The organism is Burkholderia aenigmatica (assembly GCF_048627025.1).
Classification (GTDB): domain Bacteria; phylum Pseudomonadota; class Gammaproteobacteria; order Burkholderiales; family Burkholderiaceae; genus Burkholderia; species Burkholderia aenigmatica.
The window spans coordinates 1,586,028-1,603,314 of the sequence record NZ_CP184468.1; the positions used below are offsets into that span (position 1 = coordinate 1,586,028).

Annotated in this window: 14 protein-coding genes; 10 read left to right on the top strand and 4 right to left on the bottom strand. The window is 67.8% G+C overall.

The features are described 5' to 3' along the window. Positions 1–40 precede the first annotated feature (40 nt). From iolE to ACN8ZM_RS07485, 3 genes are all read right to left on the bottom strand, one after another. Positions 41–970, bottom strand: a complete 930-nt coding sequence (gene iolE / locus ACN8ZM_RS07475) for a myo-inosose-2 dehydratase (protein ID WP_301769467.1) — start codon at positions 968–970, stop codon at positions 41–43. 61 nt (positions 971–1,031) lie between these two features. Next, positions 1,032–2,915, bottom strand: coding sequence for a 3D-(3,5/4)-trihydroxycyclohexane-1,2-dione acylhydrolase (decyclizing) (gene iolD, locus ACN8ZM_RS07480; RefSeq protein ID WP_420210987.1), 1,884 nt, complete (start codon positions 2,913–2,915; stop codon positions 1,032–1,034). Between the two features lie 40 nt (positions 2,916–2,955). Beyond that, the gene (locus ACN8ZM_RS07485; RefSeq protein WP_420210895.1) at positions 2,956–4,914 is read right to left on the bottom strand and encodes a bifunctional 5-dehydro-2-deoxygluconokinase/5-dehydro-2-deoxyphosphogluconate aldolase; all 1,959 of its coding nucleotides are present in this window, start codon (positions 4,912–4,914) and stop codon (positions 2,956–2,958) included. Positions 4,915–5,221: 307 nt separating this feature from the next. Between ACN8ZM_RS07485 and ACN8ZM_RS07490 the strand changes: the two genes are divergently transcribed. From ACN8ZM_RS07490 to ACN8ZM_RS07525, 8 genes are all read left to right on the top strand, one after another. Further along, positions 5,222–6,148, top strand: coding sequence for a sugar ABC transporter substrate-binding protein (locus ACN8ZM_RS07490; RefSeq protein WP_043182491.1), 927 nt, complete (start codon positions 5,222–5,224; stop codon positions 6,146–6,148). Positions 6,149–6,216: 68 nt separating this feature from the next. Further along, positions 6,217–7,800: a sugar ABC transporter ATP-binding protein gene (locus ACN8ZM_RS07495; RefSeq protein ID WP_043182492.1), complete on the top strand. Its 1,584-nt coding sequence runs from the start codon at positions 6,217–6,219 to the stop codon at positions 7,798–7,800. 26 nt (positions 7,801–7,826) lie between these two features. Next, positions 7,827–8,852: an ABC transporter permease gene (locus ACN8ZM_RS07500; RefSeq protein ID WP_043182493.1), complete on the top strand. Its 1,026-nt coding sequence runs from the start codon at positions 7,827–7,829 to the stop codon at positions 8,850–8,852. A gap of 76 nt (positions 8,853–8,928) precedes the next feature. Next, positions 8,929–9,840, top strand: a complete 912-nt coding sequence (locus tag ACN8ZM_RS07505; protein WP_420210896.1) for a sugar phosphate isomerase/epimerase family protein — start codon at positions 8,929–8,931, stop codon at positions 9,838–9,840. A gap of 59 nt (positions 9,841–9,899) precedes the next feature. Beyond that, positions 9,900–10,913 carry a Gfo/Idh/MocA family protein gene (locus ACN8ZM_RS07510; protein WP_043182495.1) on the top strand — a complete coding sequence of 338 codons (1,014 nt, stop codon included), beginning with the start codon at positions 9,900–9,902 and terminating at the stop codon, positions 10,911–10,913. A 32-nt stretch (positions 10,914–10,945) separates the two neighbouring features. Further along, on the top strand, positions 10,946–11,872 hold the full coding sequence (locus tag ACN8ZM_RS07515) for a TIM barrel protein (protein WP_301769462.1): 927 nt from the start codon (positions 10,946–10,948) through the stop codon (positions 11,870–11,872). Positions 11,873–11,904: 32 nt separating this feature from the next. Then, on the top strand, positions 11,905–13,077 hold the full coding sequence (locus tag ACN8ZM_RS07520; RefSeq protein ID WP_043182498.1) for a Gfo/Idh/MocA family protein: 1,173 nt from the start codon (positions 11,905–11,907) through the stop codon (positions 13,075–13,077). Between the two features lie 297 nt (positions 13,078–13,374). Next, entirely contained in the window at positions 13,375–14,259 is an 885-nt protein-coding gene (locus tag ACN8ZM_RS07525; protein ID WP_043182499.1) for a MurR/RpiR family transcriptional regulator, read from the top strand. Between the two features lie 59 nt (positions 14,260–14,318). Here ACN8ZM_RS07525 and ACN8ZM_RS07530 read toward each other — a convergent pair whose 3' ends face one another. After that, positions 14,319–15,839 (bottom strand): CoA-acylating methylmalonate-semialdehyde dehydrogenase, encoded by a 1,521-nt coding sequence (locus ACN8ZM_RS07530; protein WP_420210897.1) that lies wholly within the window; start codon positions 15,837–15,839, stop codon positions 14,319–14,321. A gap of 113 nt (positions 15,840–15,952) precedes the next feature. Between ACN8ZM_RS07530 and ACN8ZM_RS07535 the strand changes: the two genes are divergently transcribed. After that, on the top strand, positions 15,953–16,888 hold the full coding sequence (locus ACN8ZM_RS07535) for a LysR substrate-binding domain-containing protein (RefSeq protein ID WP_420210898.1): 936 nt from the start codon (positions 15,953–15,955) through the stop codon (positions 16,886–16,888). A gap of 117 nt (positions 16,889–17,005) precedes the next feature. Next, positions 17,006–17,233: a sulfurtransferase TusA family protein gene (locus tag ACN8ZM_RS07540; protein ID WP_006402122.1), complete on the top strand. Its 228-nt coding sequence runs from the start codon at positions 17,006–17,008 to the stop codon at positions 17,231–17,233. Positions 17,234–17,287 lie beyond the last annotated feature (54 nt).

The window sequence follows — 17,287 nt, forward strand, 5'->3', positions numbered from 1 at the left end:
TGGGGCTCCGCAATAGAGTAGGGCTCATGCGTTCACGTGCTCACGCGCTCAACCGGTCGACGATCGCGCGCAGCGATTCGTAGCCTTTCTTCGCATACGCATAGCTCGGCGCGACGGCCGGATCCTGCTCGGCCTCGACGACGAGCCAGCCTTCGTAGCCGGCGTCCTTCAGCGTGTGCAGCGTCGCCTCGTAGTCGAGCGCGCCGTCGCCCGGCACCGTGAAGGTGCCGTTGATCACGCCGTTCAGGAAGCTCCAGCCGTCGTTGCGCGCCTGCGTGACGACCTGCGGCCGCACGTCCTTGCAATGCACGTGGACCACCCGCGATACATGCTTCTTCAGCAGCGTCACCGGGTCGGCCGCGCCGCCGAAATACGCGTGGCCGGTATCGAACAGCAGGAACACCTTCGCCGGGTCGGTCAGCGCCATCAGCCGGTCGACGTCGTCGGGCGACTCGACGTACGCGCCCATGTGGTGATGGTAGGCGAGCTTGATCCCGTACGTGTCGAGCAGGTGCGCGCCGAATGCGTCGAGGCGTGCCGCGTAGCGCCGCCAGGCTTCATCGTCGACGAAGCGCGGCCGCTTCGCGACCGGCGTGTCGATGTTGCCCTGGATCGTGCCCGCGCATTCGCCGTACACCACCACCTTCACGTCGTTGTACTGCAGCTTCGTCATGTGCGCGCGGCAGCGCTCGATCTCGGCGGCGACCGCATCGGCGTCGCTCATGCCCGGCTCGACCTCGGCGAGGAAGCCCGAATACCAGCCCGACACGCACACGAGGCCGAACTCGGCGAGCTTCGCCTTCAACTCGGGGCCCGTCTTCGGAAACTTGTTGCCGAGCTCGAAGCCCACATAGCCGATTTCGGCGCCTTCCTTCAGCGCCGTTTCGAGCGGCGTCTCGCCGCCGAGCGACGGCAGGTCGTCGTTCATCCACGACAGGGGATTGATACCGATGCGGACGTTCCAGCTCATGACGTGCTTCCTTGGTTCGAATGTGTTGTTCGCGGGGAGGGTTCGTGGGCAGCGCGCGCCATCAGCGCCGCTGCCGGGTCTTCGCATCGAGGTACGCGCGGTGTGCCGACTCGACGCCGGCGCGTTCGGATACTTGCGGCACGGCGACTTCCCACCATGCGCCGCCGTCGTCGGTCGTGCGGCGGTGCGTGGTGTCGATCACGAGCACCTGGCTCTTCTTCGCCGCGCGGGCGCGTTTCATTTCGCTGCGCAGCTCGCCGATGTCGCGCACGTGCACGGCTTCGGCCCCCATCGCGCGCGCATGCATCGCGAAATCGATCGTCGAGCGCTCGCCGCCCTCCGGCACGCAGTCGTCGAGCATGTTGTTGAAGCTCGCGCCGCCGCAATTCAGTTGCAGCCGCTCGATGCAGCCGTAGCCGCGGTTGTCGAGGATCACGACGATGATCTTGCGGCCAAGCATCACCGACGTCGCGAGTTCCGCGTTGAGCATCATGTACGAGCCGTCGCCGACGATCACGATCACTTCGCGCTCCGGCCGCGCGAGCTTCGCGCCGAGGCCGCCCGCGACCTCGTAGCCCATGCACGAGTACGCATAGTCCATGTGGTAGTTGCCCGCCACGCCGCTGCGCCACAGCTTGTGCAGTTCGGCCGGCAGCGTGCCGGCCGCGCACACGACGAGGTCGTCGCGCGCGCTGTCGCGTCCCGCGTCGGCCGCGGAGTCGCGCACCGCGCCGATCACTTCGGCGTCGTACGGCAGCGTGTCGGTCGGCACGCGCGTCGTCAGCTCGGTCACACGCGCGTTCCACGCGGCGGCCTGGTCGCGGTTGCCTGCCGTCCACGCGGGATCGGCGTGCCAGCCGGCCAGCGCGGCCGACAGCTGGCCGAGGCCCGTGCGCGCATCGGCCACCAGTTGCCGGCCGCGTTTCTTGCCCGCGTCGAACGGCTGCACGTTCAGGCTCAGCAGCGTCGCGTTGCCGTAGAGTGCGTGCGAGCCGGTCGTGAAGTCCTGCAGCCGCGTGCCGACCGCGAACACCACGTCGGCCTGCGCGGCCGCGCGGTTCGCGGCAGGCGAGCCCGTCACGCCGATCGAGCCGAGATTCAGCGGATGGTCCCACGCGAGGCTGCCCTTGCCGGCCTGCGATTCGGCGACCGGCACGCCATGCGTGTCGGCGAACGCGCGCAGCGCGTCCCACGCCTGGCTGTACAGCACGCCGCCGCCCGCGACGATCAGCGGCTTCTTCGCGGCCTTCAGCACGTCGAGCGCATCGGCAAGCTCGAGCGCGTCGGCCGGCGGCCGGCGCATCCGGATCACCGGCGGCGCGAAGAAATCCTCGGGCCAGTCGTATGCGAAGGTCTGCACGTCCTGCGGCAGCGCGAGGCACACGGGGCCGCATTGCGCGGGATCGGTCATCACCTGGATCGCGCGCGGCAGCGCGACGAGCAGTTGCTCGGGCGACGTGATCCGGTCGAAGTAGCGGGTCACCGGCCGGAAGCAGTCGTTCGCGCTGACGTCGCCTTGTTCGAAATCCTCGACCTGCTGCAGCACCGGGTCGGGCAGCCGCGACACGAACACGTCGCCGGGCAGCAGCAGCAGCGGCAGCCGGCCGACGTGCGCGAGCGCGGCCGACGTCAGCATGTTGGTCGCGCCAGGGCCGATGCTCGACGTCGCGGCCATCATCCGCTGGCGGAAATTCGCTTTCGCGAACGCGACAGCCGCGTTGGCCATCCCTTGCTCGTTGTGGGCGCGGAAGGTCGGCAGCCGGTCCTTTTCAGCATGCAGCGCCTCGCCGAGCCCGGCCACGTTGCCGTGGCCGAAGATCGCGAACACGCCGCCGCAGTACGGCAGGATCTCGGTGCGGCCGTCGGGCTGGACAACTTCGGCGCGCAGGGCAGCCAGGTAGCGCACGAGCGCCTGGCTGACGGTCAGTCTCACGGTAGAGGTCATGTCGGTCGGTGAAGAGGAGTGGGTCATCGCAGGCGTCGCGTCAGGCTGCGGCGGCGCGGGCGGCTGCGGCACGGCGGCCGAGCCACGCATCCACGAGCTGCGCGAAATTGCCGGCGACTTCGTCGATCAGCGCCTGGTCGTCGATCCGGCCGGCGAACCAGTTCAGCGACGCATCGGCCCACAGCGTGCGCCCGACCATGAAGCCCTTGACGATCGGGTTGGTCGCCGAGCGGAAGCTGTCGACGAGATAGTCCAGCGGCTGGTTCAGCCCGAGGATCACCGCGCCGCGGCAGTGCGGATCGCGCTCGGCGATCAGCGCTTCGAGCCGCGCCCAGCCGTCGGCGCTCAGCGGCGTGAGCTTCCACCATTCGGGCATCACGCCGAGGTTGTAGAAACGCGCAATCGTGCGCAGCACCGCATCGTCCTCGGTGCCGGCCGGCGTGACTGCGCGCGGCGGAATCATTTCCAGCAGCAACTCGTTGCCGCTGGCGCGCGTGGCTTCCCACAGTTCCAGCACGCGCTGTTCCTGTTCGACGCGCAGGTCGACCTGGTCGTCGGGGTGATAGTGAACGAGGCACTTCACGACCTGTTCGGTCGGCCAGTGCGTGAGCGACGAGCCGACCGAGCGCGTTTCGTCGAAACGCAGCGGCCGCGAGCCCGGCAGCTCGACCGGGCGGCCGACCCACCAGCCGCGCCCGGTGGCCGACGCAAGCGCGTCGCTGCCGTAGCCGCCGCCGTCGATCAGCACGCCGACATGGCCTTCGATATGACGATCGCGCTCGACCTGTTCGACCGCGCGCACGAGCAGGCGCTTCAGCGTCTTGATCCGCGCTTCGTCCGCGCCGGCCTGCACTGCGAGTTCGTAGAACTGGCTGCGATGGTCGAACGCCATCACGCACAGGTCGTCCCATTCGCGGCGCGGCACCGTCACGCGATGCAGGTGCGCGAGCGTCTGGTCGGCGTCGACCACCGGATTGCGGCTGCCGTCGAACCAGTGCGCGAGCTCGGCCGGCGTCGGCATCGCGGCCGAGCACGCATGGCGCGACACGACGATCGCGCCGCACGCGTTCGCGATGCGCGTCGACTCGGCCCAGTCGCGGCCGCGCAGCAGCCCCGACAGCAGGCCCGACAGGAACGCGTCGCCCGCGCCGAGCACGTTGAGCACCTCGACGCGTTCGCCGAGGAAAGTCGGCGCATCGTCGAGGCGGGCGGGAATGTCACCTTCGATCACGCAGCAGCCGAGCGCGCCGCGCTTGACGACCAGCGTCGCGTTCGTGATCTTGCGCACCGCCTGCAACGAGCCGATCACGTCGTGCGGCACGCCGCCCGCGATCAGGAATTCCTCCTCGGTGCCGACCAGCAGGTCGAATTCGCCGAGCACCTGCTGCAGCTGACGCGTTACCTGTGCGTCCGGCACGTAGCGATTCTCGCCCGCGCCGCGCGCGGTTAGCCCCCACAGCACGGGCCGGTAGTCGATGTCGAGAATTCGCACGACACCATGGCGGCGCGCATAACCGAGCGCGGTCAGCGACGCCTCGCGCGTACCCGGCGTCGACAGGTGCGTGCCGGTGATCGCGAGCGCGCGGCAGCCGGCGATGAAGTCCTCGCGGATCTCGTCGGCGCGCACGGCCATGTCCGCGCAGTTCTCGCGCATGAACAGCAGCGGGAACGTGTCGCGATCCTTCAGCCCGAGCAGCACCAGCGCGGTGAGGCGCTCGCGGTCGGTCTGCAGCTGGCTGGTATCGCAGCCTTCGCGCTCGAGCGTCTCGCGCAGGAAGCGGCCCATCTGCTCGTCGCCGACGCGCGAGATCATCGCGGTCTTCAGCCCGAGCCGGGCCACGCCGAACGCGACGTTGCCGGACGAGCCGCCGAGATACATCTGGAAACTGCGCGCGTCTTCCAGGCGGCTGCCGTACTGCTGCGCATAGAGATCCACGGCCACGCGGCCGAGGCAGGCGAGATCGATGGGGCGGTCACTCGGAAAGTTCAGCAGGCTCATATCACGTGTCACGCTCGCGGCCGGCGTTCGGCGATGCCGGCAGATTAGGGGACCGATCCTCTGGCGGTGATCCGCACCGTGTGCTGCACGACGCGGGACTGCCTGCCGCAAGGAATCGGGCTACGGAACGGAGTCTAGACTTTTTGGAAATCCAGTTCCCTAGGTGAAATCACGTAGAAATAAATTTCCAAATTTTCGAGGAAGTGATCTACAGTTTCATCCGGATGCTTCAGTCCGTATCGGACTCGGCCCGGCGGCGCGCAACGCGCCGTCTTCCGCCCCCCGGAGATGAGGAGACAGATTGATCATGAAGACCAAGCTGATGGCCGTCGCGGCCGCCGCAATCCTGGCAGCGCCGCTCGCGCATGCCGAGAAGATCGGCGTGACGATGGCGTCGTTCGACGACACGTTCCTGACCATCCTGCGCAACGGCATCGCCGATTCGGCGAAGAAGGACGGCGCGACGGTACAGATCGAGGACGGCGGCAACGACGTCGGCAAGCAGTTGAGCCAGGTCCAGAACATGATTGCGCAGAAGGTCGACGCGATCATCGTGAACGCGGTCGATACCGACGCGACGCCGAAGATCACCAAGATGGTGACGGCCGCGAAGATCCCGCTCGTGTACGTGAACCGCAAGCCGGTCGATTTCGACAAGCTGCCGGCCGGCGTCGCGGTGGTCGCGTCCGACGAGAAGCAGTCGGGCACGCTGCAGGCGCGCCAGGTGTGCAAGCTGCTCGGCGGCAAGGGCGACCTCCTCGTGCTGATGGGCGAGTTGTCCAACGAATCGGCGCGCGCCCGCACCAAGGACATCGAGGACGTGATCGCGACGAAGGATTGCGCGGGCATGAAGATCGTCGACAAGCGCGAAGGCAAGTGGAGCCGCACGCAGGGCCAGGACATCACGATGAACTGGCTGAGCTCAGGCATGAAGTACGACGCGATCATCTCCAACAACGACGAGATGGCGATCGGCGCGATCAACGCGCTGAAGGCCGCGCGCAAGTGGACGCCGAAGACGATCGTAGCCGGCATCGACGCGACGCCGGACGGCCTTGCGTCGATGAAGAGCGGCGAGCTGAAGGTGTCGGTCTACCAGAACGCGGCCGGGCAGGGGCAGCAGGCCGTCGCGGCCGCGCTCAAGCTCGCGAAGAAGCAGCCCGTCGACCGCTACGTGAACGTGCCGTTCGAGCTCGTGACGCCCGAGAACATGGCCCAGTACGCGAAGCACTGAGCGGTGATCCGTTGAACTGCGCGGGCCCGGCATGGCCGGGTTCGCGCGCGACTCGTCGAGGAACGTCCATGTTTACAGCCAGGATCGCGCGCCCGATGGCCGGCGACGATGCGCCGGCCGCTTCGTCCGGCTCGACCGGCTCGTCGGCCCCGCCGGCTTCTCCCGCGGCCGACTGCGTGCTCGAGGTGCGCGGCGTCGGCAAGTCCTTTCCCGGCGTCGTTGCGCTCGACGGCGTGCAGTTCCGCGTGCGTCGCGGCACCGTCCATGCGTTGATGGGCGAGAACGGCGCGGGCAAGTCGACGCTGATGAAGATCATCGCAGGCGTCTACACGCCCGACCAGGGCGAGATCCTGATCAACGGCGAGCCCGTCGTGCTGAACGGCCCGCTCGATGCGCTCGATCGCGGCATCGCGATGATCCACCAGGAACTCAACCTGATGCCGTACATGACGGTCGCGGAGAACATCTGGATCCGCCGCGAACCGAAGAACCGTTTCGGCCTGATCGATCACGCGGCGCTGCGCCGCCAGACGGCCGAACTGTTCGAGCGGCTGTCGATCGACATCGATCCGGAAACCGACGTGCGCACGCTGACGGTCGCGAGCCGCCAGATGGTCGAGATCGCGAAGGCCGTGTCGTTCGACTCGGACGTGCTGATCATGGACGAGCCGACCTCCGCGCTGACCGACAAGGAAGTCACGCACCTGTTCCGGATCATTCGCCAGCTGCGCGAGCAGGGCAAGGGCATCGTCTACATCACGCACAAGATGAACGAGCTGTTCGAGATCGCCGACGAGTTCTCGGTGTTCCGCGACGGCAAGTACATCGGCACGCATGCGTCGAGCGACGTCACGCGCGACGACATCATCCGCATGATGGTCGGGCGCGAGATCACGCAGATGTTCCCGAAGGAGGAGGTGCCGATCGGCGAGGTCGTGCTGTCGGTGCAGAACCTCGGCGTCGACGGCGTGTTCCGCGACGTGAGCTTCGAGCTGCGCGCGGGCGAGATCCTCGGCGTGGCCGGCCTCGTCGGCTCGGGGCGCTCGAACGTCGCGGAGGCGTTGTTCGGCGTCGTGCCGGCCACGACGGGCGAGATCCGGATCGACGGCAAGCCGGTGCGCATTACGACGCCCGCGCAGGCGATGAAGCACGGGATGGCCTTCCTCACCGAAGACCGCAAGGACACCGGCTGCTTCCTGAATCTCGACCTGCTCGCGAACATGGAAGCGGCGGTGCTCAGCAACCGCTACGTGAAGTTCAATTTCGTGCAGCAGGCGCAACTGAAACGCGACTGCGAGGAAATGAGCCGGATGCTGCGCGTGAAGTCGCCCGGGCTGCACGAGGAAATCCAGAACCTGTCGGGCGGCAACCAGCAGAAGGTGCTGATCGGCCGCTGGCTGCTCACGCAGCCGCGCATCCTGATCCTCGACGAGCCGACGCGCGGCATCGACGTCGGCGCGAAGGCCGAGATCCACCGGCTCGTCAGCGCGCTCGCCGGCAAGGGCGTCGCGGTGCTGATGATCTCGTCGGAAATGCCGGAAGTGCTGGGAATGAGCGATCGCGTGATGGTGATGCACGAAGGGCGCATGACCGGCATCGTCGATCGCAAGGACGCCGACCAGGTCCGCATCATGGATCTCGCGTCGCGTTGAGCCGAAACAAGATTGGAGACAAAGCAATGGGCAACCTGAACCCGGTCGCGGATGCGCAGACCATGACCCTCAAGGCGCGGCACACGAAGTGGCCGCCCGAACTGAGCATCTTCCTCGTGCTCGTCGGCATCAGCCTGTTCTTCGAGATCGTCGGCTGGATCGTCGTCGGCCAGAGCTTCCTGTTCAATGCCGAACGGCTCGAGATCATCGTGCTGCAGATGGCCGTGATCGGCATCATCGCGGTCGGCGTGAACCTCGTGATCATCACCAGCGGGATCGACCTGTCGTCGGGCTCGGTCGTGGCCGCCGCGGCGGTCGTCTCGGCCAGTCTCGCGCAGGTGTCCGACTTCCCGCGCGCGGTGTTTCCGCACCTGACCGACTTGCCGATCATCTGGCCGGTGCTGGCCGGCGTGTGCGTCGGGCTGCTGGTCGGCCTGCTGAACGGCTCGCTGATCGCGATGACGGGCATCCCGCCGTTCATCGCGACGCTCGGCACGATGGTGGCCGCGCGCGGCTTCGCGAAGTGGTTCACCAACGGAATGCCGGTGTCGATGCTGACCGACCAGTTCGCGGCCATCGGCGCGGGCGCCAATCCGGTGATCATCTTTCTCGTGATCGCCGCGATCTTCCACGTCGTGCTGCGCTACACGCGCTTCGGGAAGTACACCTATGCGATCGGCGCGAACCGTCACGCGGCCGTCGTGTCGGGCATCAACGTCACGCGTCACCTGATCTTCGTCTACGCGATCGCGGGCCTGCTGAGCGGGATCGCCGGCACCGTGACGGCCGCGCGCGCGATCTCGGGCCAGTCGGGCATGGGCGTGATGTACGAGCTCGACGCGATCGCGGCCGTCGTGATCGGCGGTACGTCGCTGTCGGGCGGCCTCGGCCGCGTGACGGGCACCGTGATCGGCGTGCTGATCCTCGGCGTGATGACGTCGGGCTTCACGTTCATCCGCATCGACGCGTATTACCAGGAGATGGTCAAGGGCGCGATCATCGTCGCGGCCGTGATCGCCGACCAGTACCGCAACAAGAAGAAGCGCCGCTGACCCGTCAAGCATCGCCGGACGCGGGCGGCACGTGCCGCCGCCTGGGTCCGGCACCCGCCACCGTCGAGGACATTCGATGAAGATCGCGCTGGACCCCTACATGATTCGCCACCTGCCGCTCGACCGCCTGCCGCACGCGGTGGCCGAGCTCGGCTACGACCAGATCGAGCTGTCGCCGCGCAGCGACTTCCTCGACTGGTGGGTGATGCCGCGCGCCACGCGCGAACGGATGGCCGCGTTCCGGCAGGCGATGCGCGCGAGCGGCGTCGGCCTTGCGTCGCTGCAGCCGATGTATCGCTGGGCGAGCCCGTTCGAGGATGAGCGGCAATGGGCCGTGCGCTGCTGGAAGAAGGCGATCGAGGTGGCGGTCGACATGGAGTGCGCGCTGATGGTGTCGGAGTTCGGGCGCGGCGCGTCGCCGGAGCGCTCGGTCGGCGAACGGCCGGGCGCGAACCCGAAGGAGCTGTGCGAAGCCGCGTGGTTCCGTTCGATGGACGAGCTGCTGCCGATCCTCGAACGCGAACGCATCGTGCTGTCGGTCGAGCCGCATCCCGAGGACTGGATCGAGCAGCTGCAGCCCGCGATCGACATCGTCACGAACCTCGGTTCGCCGTCGCTGAAGCTGTCGTACATCGCGCCGCACACGTTCTACTACGGCGATGACATGGCCGCGATGATCGCGCAGGCCGCGCCGATCCTCGCACATGTGCGCGTGGCCGACACCTTCGACCACCGCAAGAGCAGCCAGCTGCGCTACATCGTGAACCCGCCGGGTTCGAACCAGATTCGCGTGCACCAGCATCTCGACATCGGGCAGGGCGAGATCGACTGGGACGTGTTCTTCCGCGCGCTCGGCGCGGCAGGCTTCGACGGCGTGATGTCGTCGTGCGTGTTCGCGTGGGAGGACCGCGCGGAAGAGTCGTCGCGCTACATGCGCGACGCGATCCAGCGCTACGTCGATCGTCATTTCGATCGCACGGCGCGCTGACGAATGGCTGACCGGTGCGGCGCGTGCCGCACCGCCAATGAACGACTGGAGACTTTTAGATGACCTTGCAAATCGGCGTGATCGGCTGCGGTGCGATCGGCCAGGACCATATTCGCAGACTGACCCGCACGCTGTCCGGCGCGCGCGTCGTGGCCGTCAACGACATCGATCCGCAGCAGGCGCGCGACGCGGTGACGAAGTACGCGCTCGACGCCGAAATCTACGGCGACGGCCACGAGGTGGTCGCGGCCGCCGACGTGCAGGCCGTGCTCGTCACGTCGTGGGGGCCGACGCACGAAGCGTTCGTGCTCGACGCGATCGCGCACGGCAAGCCGGTGTTCTGCGAGAAGCCGCTCGCCGTCACGGCCGAAGGCTGCATGCGGATCGTCGAAGCCGAAGCGGCGCACGGCAAGCGGCTCGTGCAGGTCGGCTTCATGCGTCCGTACGACGAAGGCTATCGCGCGCTGAAGCGCGTGATCGACAGCGGCGAGATCGGCGCGCCGCTGATGCTGCATTGCGCGCACCGCAACCAGTCGGTCGGCGAGCGCTACACGACCGACATGGCGATCACCGACACGCTGATCCACGAACTCGACGTGCTGCGCTGGCTGCTCGGCGAGGACTACGTAAGCACGCAGGTCGTCTATCCGAAGAAAACGCGCCATGCGTCCTCGCATCTCGCCGATCCGCAGATCGTGCTGCTGGAAACCGCGAGCGGCGTGCGCATCGACGTCGAGATCTTCGTGAACTGCCAGTACGGCTACGACATCCAGTGCGAGGTGGTGGGCGAGCAGGGCATCGCGAAGCTGCCCGATCCGCCGGCCGTGGGGCTCAAGCATGCGGCGCGGCAGTCGGTCGAGATCATGACCGACTGGAAGGAGCGCTTCATCGCGTCGTACGACGTCGAGCTGCAGGCGTTCATCGACGGCGTGCGACAGGGCGTGCTGACCGGGCCGTCCGCCTGGGACGGCTACGCGGCGGCGGTCGCGGCCGACGCCTGCGTGCGTGCGCAAAAGAGCGGGGCGGTCGAGCCGATCGCGATGGCCGAACGCCCTGCGTTCTATCGCGGTTGACCCGCCACCGCCTACTTGCCGGACTGACCGACATGACGATGAAGATGGGTTGCGCACCGTGCTGCTGGGGTGTCGACGACGTGAAGAACCCGCACCTGCCGCCGTGGCGGCAGGTGCTCGCCGAAGCGGCCGAGGCCGGCTACTCGGGTATCGAGCTTGGGCCATACGGCTACATCCCGCTGGAACTCGACGTGGTGAGCGCGGAGCTCGAGCGGCAGCGCCTGAGCATCACCGCCGGCACGATCTTCGACGATCTCGTATCGCCGGAGAACCTGCCGAACCTGTTGCGCCAGACGCGCGAGATCTGCGCGCTGATCACACGGCTGCCGAAGCTGCCGACGCAGGACGGCCAGCGCTACGCGGCGCCGTACCTGGTCGTGATGGACTGGGGCCACGAGGAACGCGATTACGCGGCCGGCCACGCCGATCGCGCGCCGCGGCTGTCGGACGCAAGCTGGTCGACGATGGTCGAGCACATCCGGCAGATCGCGACGATCGCGCGCGACGAATTCGGCGTGCGCACGGTGATCCATCCGCATGCGGGCGGCTATATCGAGTTCGCGGACGAGATCGACCGGATCGTCGCCGACATTCCGGCCGACACGGCCGGCCTCTGTCTCGATACGGGCCACCTGTACTACTCGGGCATGGATCCGGAAACCTGGCTGCGCCGCCACGCGGCGCGTCTCGACTACGTGCATTTCAAGGATATCGACGCGGCCGTGTACGACGCGGTGATGGGCGAGCACATCGCGTTCTTCGCGGCTTGCGCGCGCGGCGTGATGTGCCCGATCGGCAAGGGCGTGCTCGACTACCGGTCGATCAAGCAGGCGCTCGACGAGATCGGCTACGCCGGCTACATCACGATCGAACAGGAGCGCGACCCGCGCAATGCCGGCACGAGCCTGCGCGACGTGGCCGCGAGCCGCGCGTTTCTCGCGTCGGCCGGTTTCGCTTGATGATCTGAATACGGACAAGGAACGACACAATCATGATCGACGGACAGATTCTGCTTGGACATTCGATTCGCTGGGGCATGGTCGGCGGCGGGCTCGGCAGCCAGATCGGCTACAGCCACCGGTCGGCCGCGTTGCGCGACGGCAGCTTCCAGCTGGTCGCCGGCGCGTTCGACATCGATCCCGAACGCGGCCGCCAGTTCGGCGTGAAGCTCGGCGTCGCGGCGGAGCGCTGCTATCCCGACTACGCGACGATGTTCGACGCCGAGGCGCGTCGCCCGGACGGCATTCGCGCGGTGTCGATCGCGACGCCGAACAACACGCATTTCGAGATCTGCCGTGCGGCGCTGAACGCGGGGCTGCACGTGGTCTGCGAGAAGCCGCTGTGCTTCACGACCGAGGAGGCCGAAACGCTGCAGCGGCTGTCGGTCGAGAAGAACCGGATCGTCGGCGTCGCGTATGGCTACTCCGGACACCAGATGATCGAACAGGCGCGCGAGATGATCGCGCGCGGCGATCTCGGCGAGATCCGCATCGTGCAGATGCAGTTCGCGCACGGGTTCCACAGCGAGGGCGTCGAGGCCGCGAGCGCGGCCGCGCGCTGGCGTGTCGACCCGAAGTTCGCGGGCCCGAGCTACGTGCTCGGCGACATCGGCACGCATCCGCTGTACATCTCCGAAGTGATGGCGCCCGAGCTGAAGATCCGGCGGCTGATGTGTTCGCGGCAGAGCTTCGTGAAGAGCCGCGCGCCGCTGGAAGACAACGCGTTCACGATCATGGAATACGACACGGGCGCGGTCGGCTACGTGTGGTCGAGCGCGGTGAACGCGGGCTCGATGCACGGCCAGAAGGTGCGCGTGATCGGCTCGAAGGCGAGCGTCGAGTGGTGGGACGAGCATCCGAACCAGTTGCGCTACGAAGTGCAGGGGCAGCCCGCGCAGGTGCTCGATCGCGGGATGGGCTATCTGCATCCGCACGCATTGCGCGAGGATCGCATCGGCGCCGGGCATCCGGAAGGGTTGTTCGAGGCCTGGTCGAATCTCTATGCGCGTTTCGCGCTCGCAATGGATGCGGCCGATCGTGGCGACGCCGCGGCGTTGAAGAACATCCGCTATCCGGACGTCCATGCGGGCGTGGAAGGCGTGCGCTGGGTCGAGAACTGCGTGCGCTCGGCCGATGCGGGCGGCGTGTGGGTCGACTATCGTTGAACCGGCGGCACGGGCCGGCTGCGGCGCGCTGCGCGCCCGTCGTGCAAGGCTTCGCACCGACGGCCGGCCTTGGTAGACACCCTAATCTTTACGACGCCGCGAGAGCGTTGGACAATCGCTTCCAGCATTGCCGTGGAGCGTAGGCAAGTGATGATCGAGCGCGTGGGAGCGAGCACGCGGCGCGGGCCGCGCCGCAAACGTGATTAAATTCGCCCTTCATGCATGTATCCAGGTGAGCCCCGGGCCGCGCCCGCCAGTATCGCGCGCACGTCGGGGCCGTCAACTTCGCGCTATCCGATGAGTTCATCCGAGAAACCTCCCGCCACCGTCGAGCAGTTCCTGCAGCATCTGACGCAGGAGTACGACGGCCTCAGCAATCGCCTGAAGGTGATTGCGCGCCACGTGGAAACGCATCGGGACCAGCTTGGCCTGGAAGGCATCCAGTCGCTCGCGGAAGCGTGCGGCGTCCAGCCGTCGGCCGTCGTGCGCTTCGCGAAGCATTTCGGCTTCTCCGGTTTCTCCGAGATGCAGAAGCTGTTCCGCGAGGGGCTCGCGCAGCAGATCGCGCCGGGGCGCGCGTACAACCTGCGGCTGCGCGACGTGATCGAATCGGGCTCGTCGAGCCTGCAGCCCGAGCAGATCGCCGACGAGTTCATCAAGGGCAGTATTGCCGGGATGCAGCAGCTGCGGCAGACGCTCGATTCGCAGGCGCTCGCGCAGGCCGTCGACCTGCTCGCCGACACGCAGGCGATCTGGATCGCGGGCTCGCGGCGCGCGTTTCCGATCGCCGTGTACCTCGACTATGCGCTGCAGCACACCGACAAGCGCATCGGCCTGTTCAGCGCGCTCGGCAGCATGCATCTTGGCCAGATCCGCTCGGTGCGCGAGGGCGACGTGATGATCGTCATCTCGTTCATGCCGTACGCGGAGGAAACCGTGCAGGTCGCGCAACAGGCCGTGCAGCGCGGCGCGCGGCTGATCGCGATCACCGACAGCCGGATGAGCCCGCTGGCGCGGGAGGCCGAGGTGACGCTGATGGTGCAGGACAGCGCGACGTTCGGCTTCCGCGCGCTGACGGCCACGATGGGGCTCGCACAGAGCCTGTTCGTCGCGCTCGCGTACCGGCTCGAACTGTCGTACCTGCCGACCGCCGACGGCGCGCACGGCACGCAGGCCGGCTGACGCATCCTGCCGGCGTACCGCCCGCGCGACCGATCGGCGGGCGGCGTGCCGTCAGGCGCTTACTTCGCGGTCGGCATCGCGAATTCGGCGCCCTTGCCGATGCTCGACGACCAGCGCTGCATCACCGACTTCTGGCGCGTATAGAAGCGCACGCCTTCCTCGCCGTATGCGTGCATGTCGCCGAACAGGCTCTTCTTCCAGCCGCCGAAGCCATGCCACGCCATCGGCACCGGAATCGGCACGTTGATGCCGACCATGCCGACCTGGATGCGCCGCGAGAACTCGCGCGCGATGCCGCCGTCGCTCGTGAAGCACGACACGCCGTTGCCGAATTCATGCGCGTTGATCAGGTCGACCGCCTCGCCGAAATCCTTCACGCGCACGCAGCCGAGCACGGGTCCGAAGATTTCTTCCTTGTAGATGCGCATGTCGGGCGTCACGTGGTCGAACAGCGTGCCGCCGGTGAAGAAGCCTGCCTCGCGGCCCGGCACGCGCAGCCCGCGGCCGTCGACCACCAGTTGCGCGCCTTCGTTCACGCCTTGCTCGATATAGCCTTCGATGCGCTTCAGTGCATCGCCGGTGACGATCGGGCCCATCTCGACTTCCGGCGACATGCCGTCGCCGATCACCAGCTTGCGCGCGCGCTCGGCCACCAGCGGCACGATCTTGTCCGCAATGTCGCCGACCAGCACCGCGACGCTGATCGCCATGCAGCGTTCGCCGGCCGAGCCGTACGCGGCGCCGATCAGTGCATCGACGGCCTGCTCGAGGTTCGCGTCGGGCATCACGACGAGGTGATTCTTCGCACCGCCGAGTGCCTGCACGCGCTTGCCGGATTGCACGGCACGCTGCTGCACATAGGCCGCGATCGGCGTCGAGCCGACGAAGCTGACGGCTTGCACGTCCGGGTGGTCGAGCAGTGCGTCGACCGCGCCCTTGTCGCCCTGCACGACGTTGAACACGCCGGCCGGCAGCCCGGCCTGCGTGAGCAGGTCGGCGATGAACAAGGCCGCCGACGGGTCGCGCTCGCTCGGCTTCAGCACGAACGTGTTGCCGGTCGCGATCGCGACCGGGAACATCCAGCACGGCACCATGCACGGGAAGTTGAACGGCGTGATGCCCGCGACGACGCCGAGCGGCTGGCGCATCGTCCAGTTGTCGATGCCGGTGCTGACCTGGTCGGTGAAGTCGCCCTTCAGGAGCTGCGGCACGCCGCAGGCGAATTCGATGATGTCGATGCCGCGGGCGACTTCGCCCTGCGCGTCGGAGAACACCTTGCCGTGCTCGGCCGTGATGATCGCCGCGAGGGCGTCGCGGTGCTCGTTCATCAGTTGCAGGAAGCGGTGCATGACGCGCGCGCGGCGGATCGGCGGCGTCGCGGCCCACGCGGGGAACGCGGCGTGGGCCGACGCGACGGCCCGTTGCACTTCGCTGTCGTCGGCGAGCGCCACGCGGCGCACCGCGCGGCCGAGCGCGGGATTCAGAACGTCCTGGAAGCGGCCGCTGCGGCCGGCGACGGGCGCGCCGTCGACATAGTGGCCGACATCGGTGTCGGAGGTGTACGCGGGAACCGGATTCATCGTGTCTCCTGGGGATCGGGTGGGAGTGGACAGCACCCAGTCTAGGCAAACGAGCAGGGCGGGAGAAGGCCGCGCAGCTTGATTCACTGTTCAGAATTCTGAATAATCACCGGATGAATCAGCAAAATGTCCAGGCGCTCTGGCCGCATATCCATTCGCTGACGGTGCTGGCCGCGGCCGGCAGTTTTACTGCCGCCGCGCAGCGGCTCGGCATCAGCAAGGCCGCGATGAGCCAGCGCATCGCCGATCTCGAAAAGGCGGCCGGCGTGCCGCTCGTGCGGCGCACGACGCGCAGCGTGCGGCTCACCGACGCGGGCCAGACGCTCGTCGACAGCACGCGCGACGCGTTCGAGTCGATCGGGCAGCACTTCGCGCGCGTGAAGGATCTGGCCGGCGAGCCGCGCGGCCTGCTGCGCGTGACGGTGCCGGTCGCGCTCGGGCGCCAGCAGGTCGTGCCGCATCTGCCCGATTTCCTGCGGCAGCATCAGGGCGTGCAGATCGAGCTCGACCTGTCGGACCGGCTGCATTCGCTGACGCAGGAGGGCTTCGACCTCGCGATCCGCCATACGACCACTGCGCCGCAGACCCACGTCGCGTGGAAGCTGTGCGACACGCGCTCGCTGCTCGTCGCGAGCCGCGACTACCTCGATGCGCGCGGCGCGCCGCGGCACCCGAGCGAGCTCGTCGACCACAGCTGCCTGTGCTACCTGCGCGACAACGAGCCGGCCGCATGGAGCTTCGAGCCGCATGGCCGGCGGCGCGAGCGCGTGAGCGTGCCGGTGCGCGGCAGCTTCGCGGCGAACAACAGCGAGGCGATGCGCGAGGCCGCGCTCGGCGGGCTCGGCATCGCGCTGCTGCCGGATTTCAGCGCGCAGCGCGATCTCGACGCCGGCCGGCTCGTCGCGCTGCTCGACGGCTGGCGGCCATCCGGCGCGTTCGGCGACCACATCTTTGCGATCCGCCCGTACAGCCCGGTCGTGCCGAGCGCGGTGCGCGCACTCGTGCGGCACCTGCGCGAACGGCTCGCGGGCGGCTTTTCAGGCACCTGAGCCCGGTGTCCGCGAGTGCCGGGCCGCGGGCGGCCCGGGCAGGCACCGCGGCGCTGCGGTAAAATCCCGGCTTCTCTCCGCGCCTTGAATGGCGCGTCATTCGAAGGTCGACAGCCGATGCAGATTCACAAGGAAGTGGACGCGCGCGGGCTCAATTGCCCGTTGCCGATCCTGCGTGCCAAGAAAGCGCTCGCCGATATGGAAAGCGGGCAGATCCTCAAGGTGCTCGCGACCGATCCGGGCTCGCAGCGCGATTTCGCCGCGTTCGCGAAGCAGACGGGCAACGAGATCGTCGAATCGACGACGCAGGACAAGACCTTCGTGTTCCTGATGCGGCGCCGCTGAAGGCCCGCGTCACGGTGCCGGCGGCCGCTGGTGTCCGTCGGCCGCGCCTTTCTG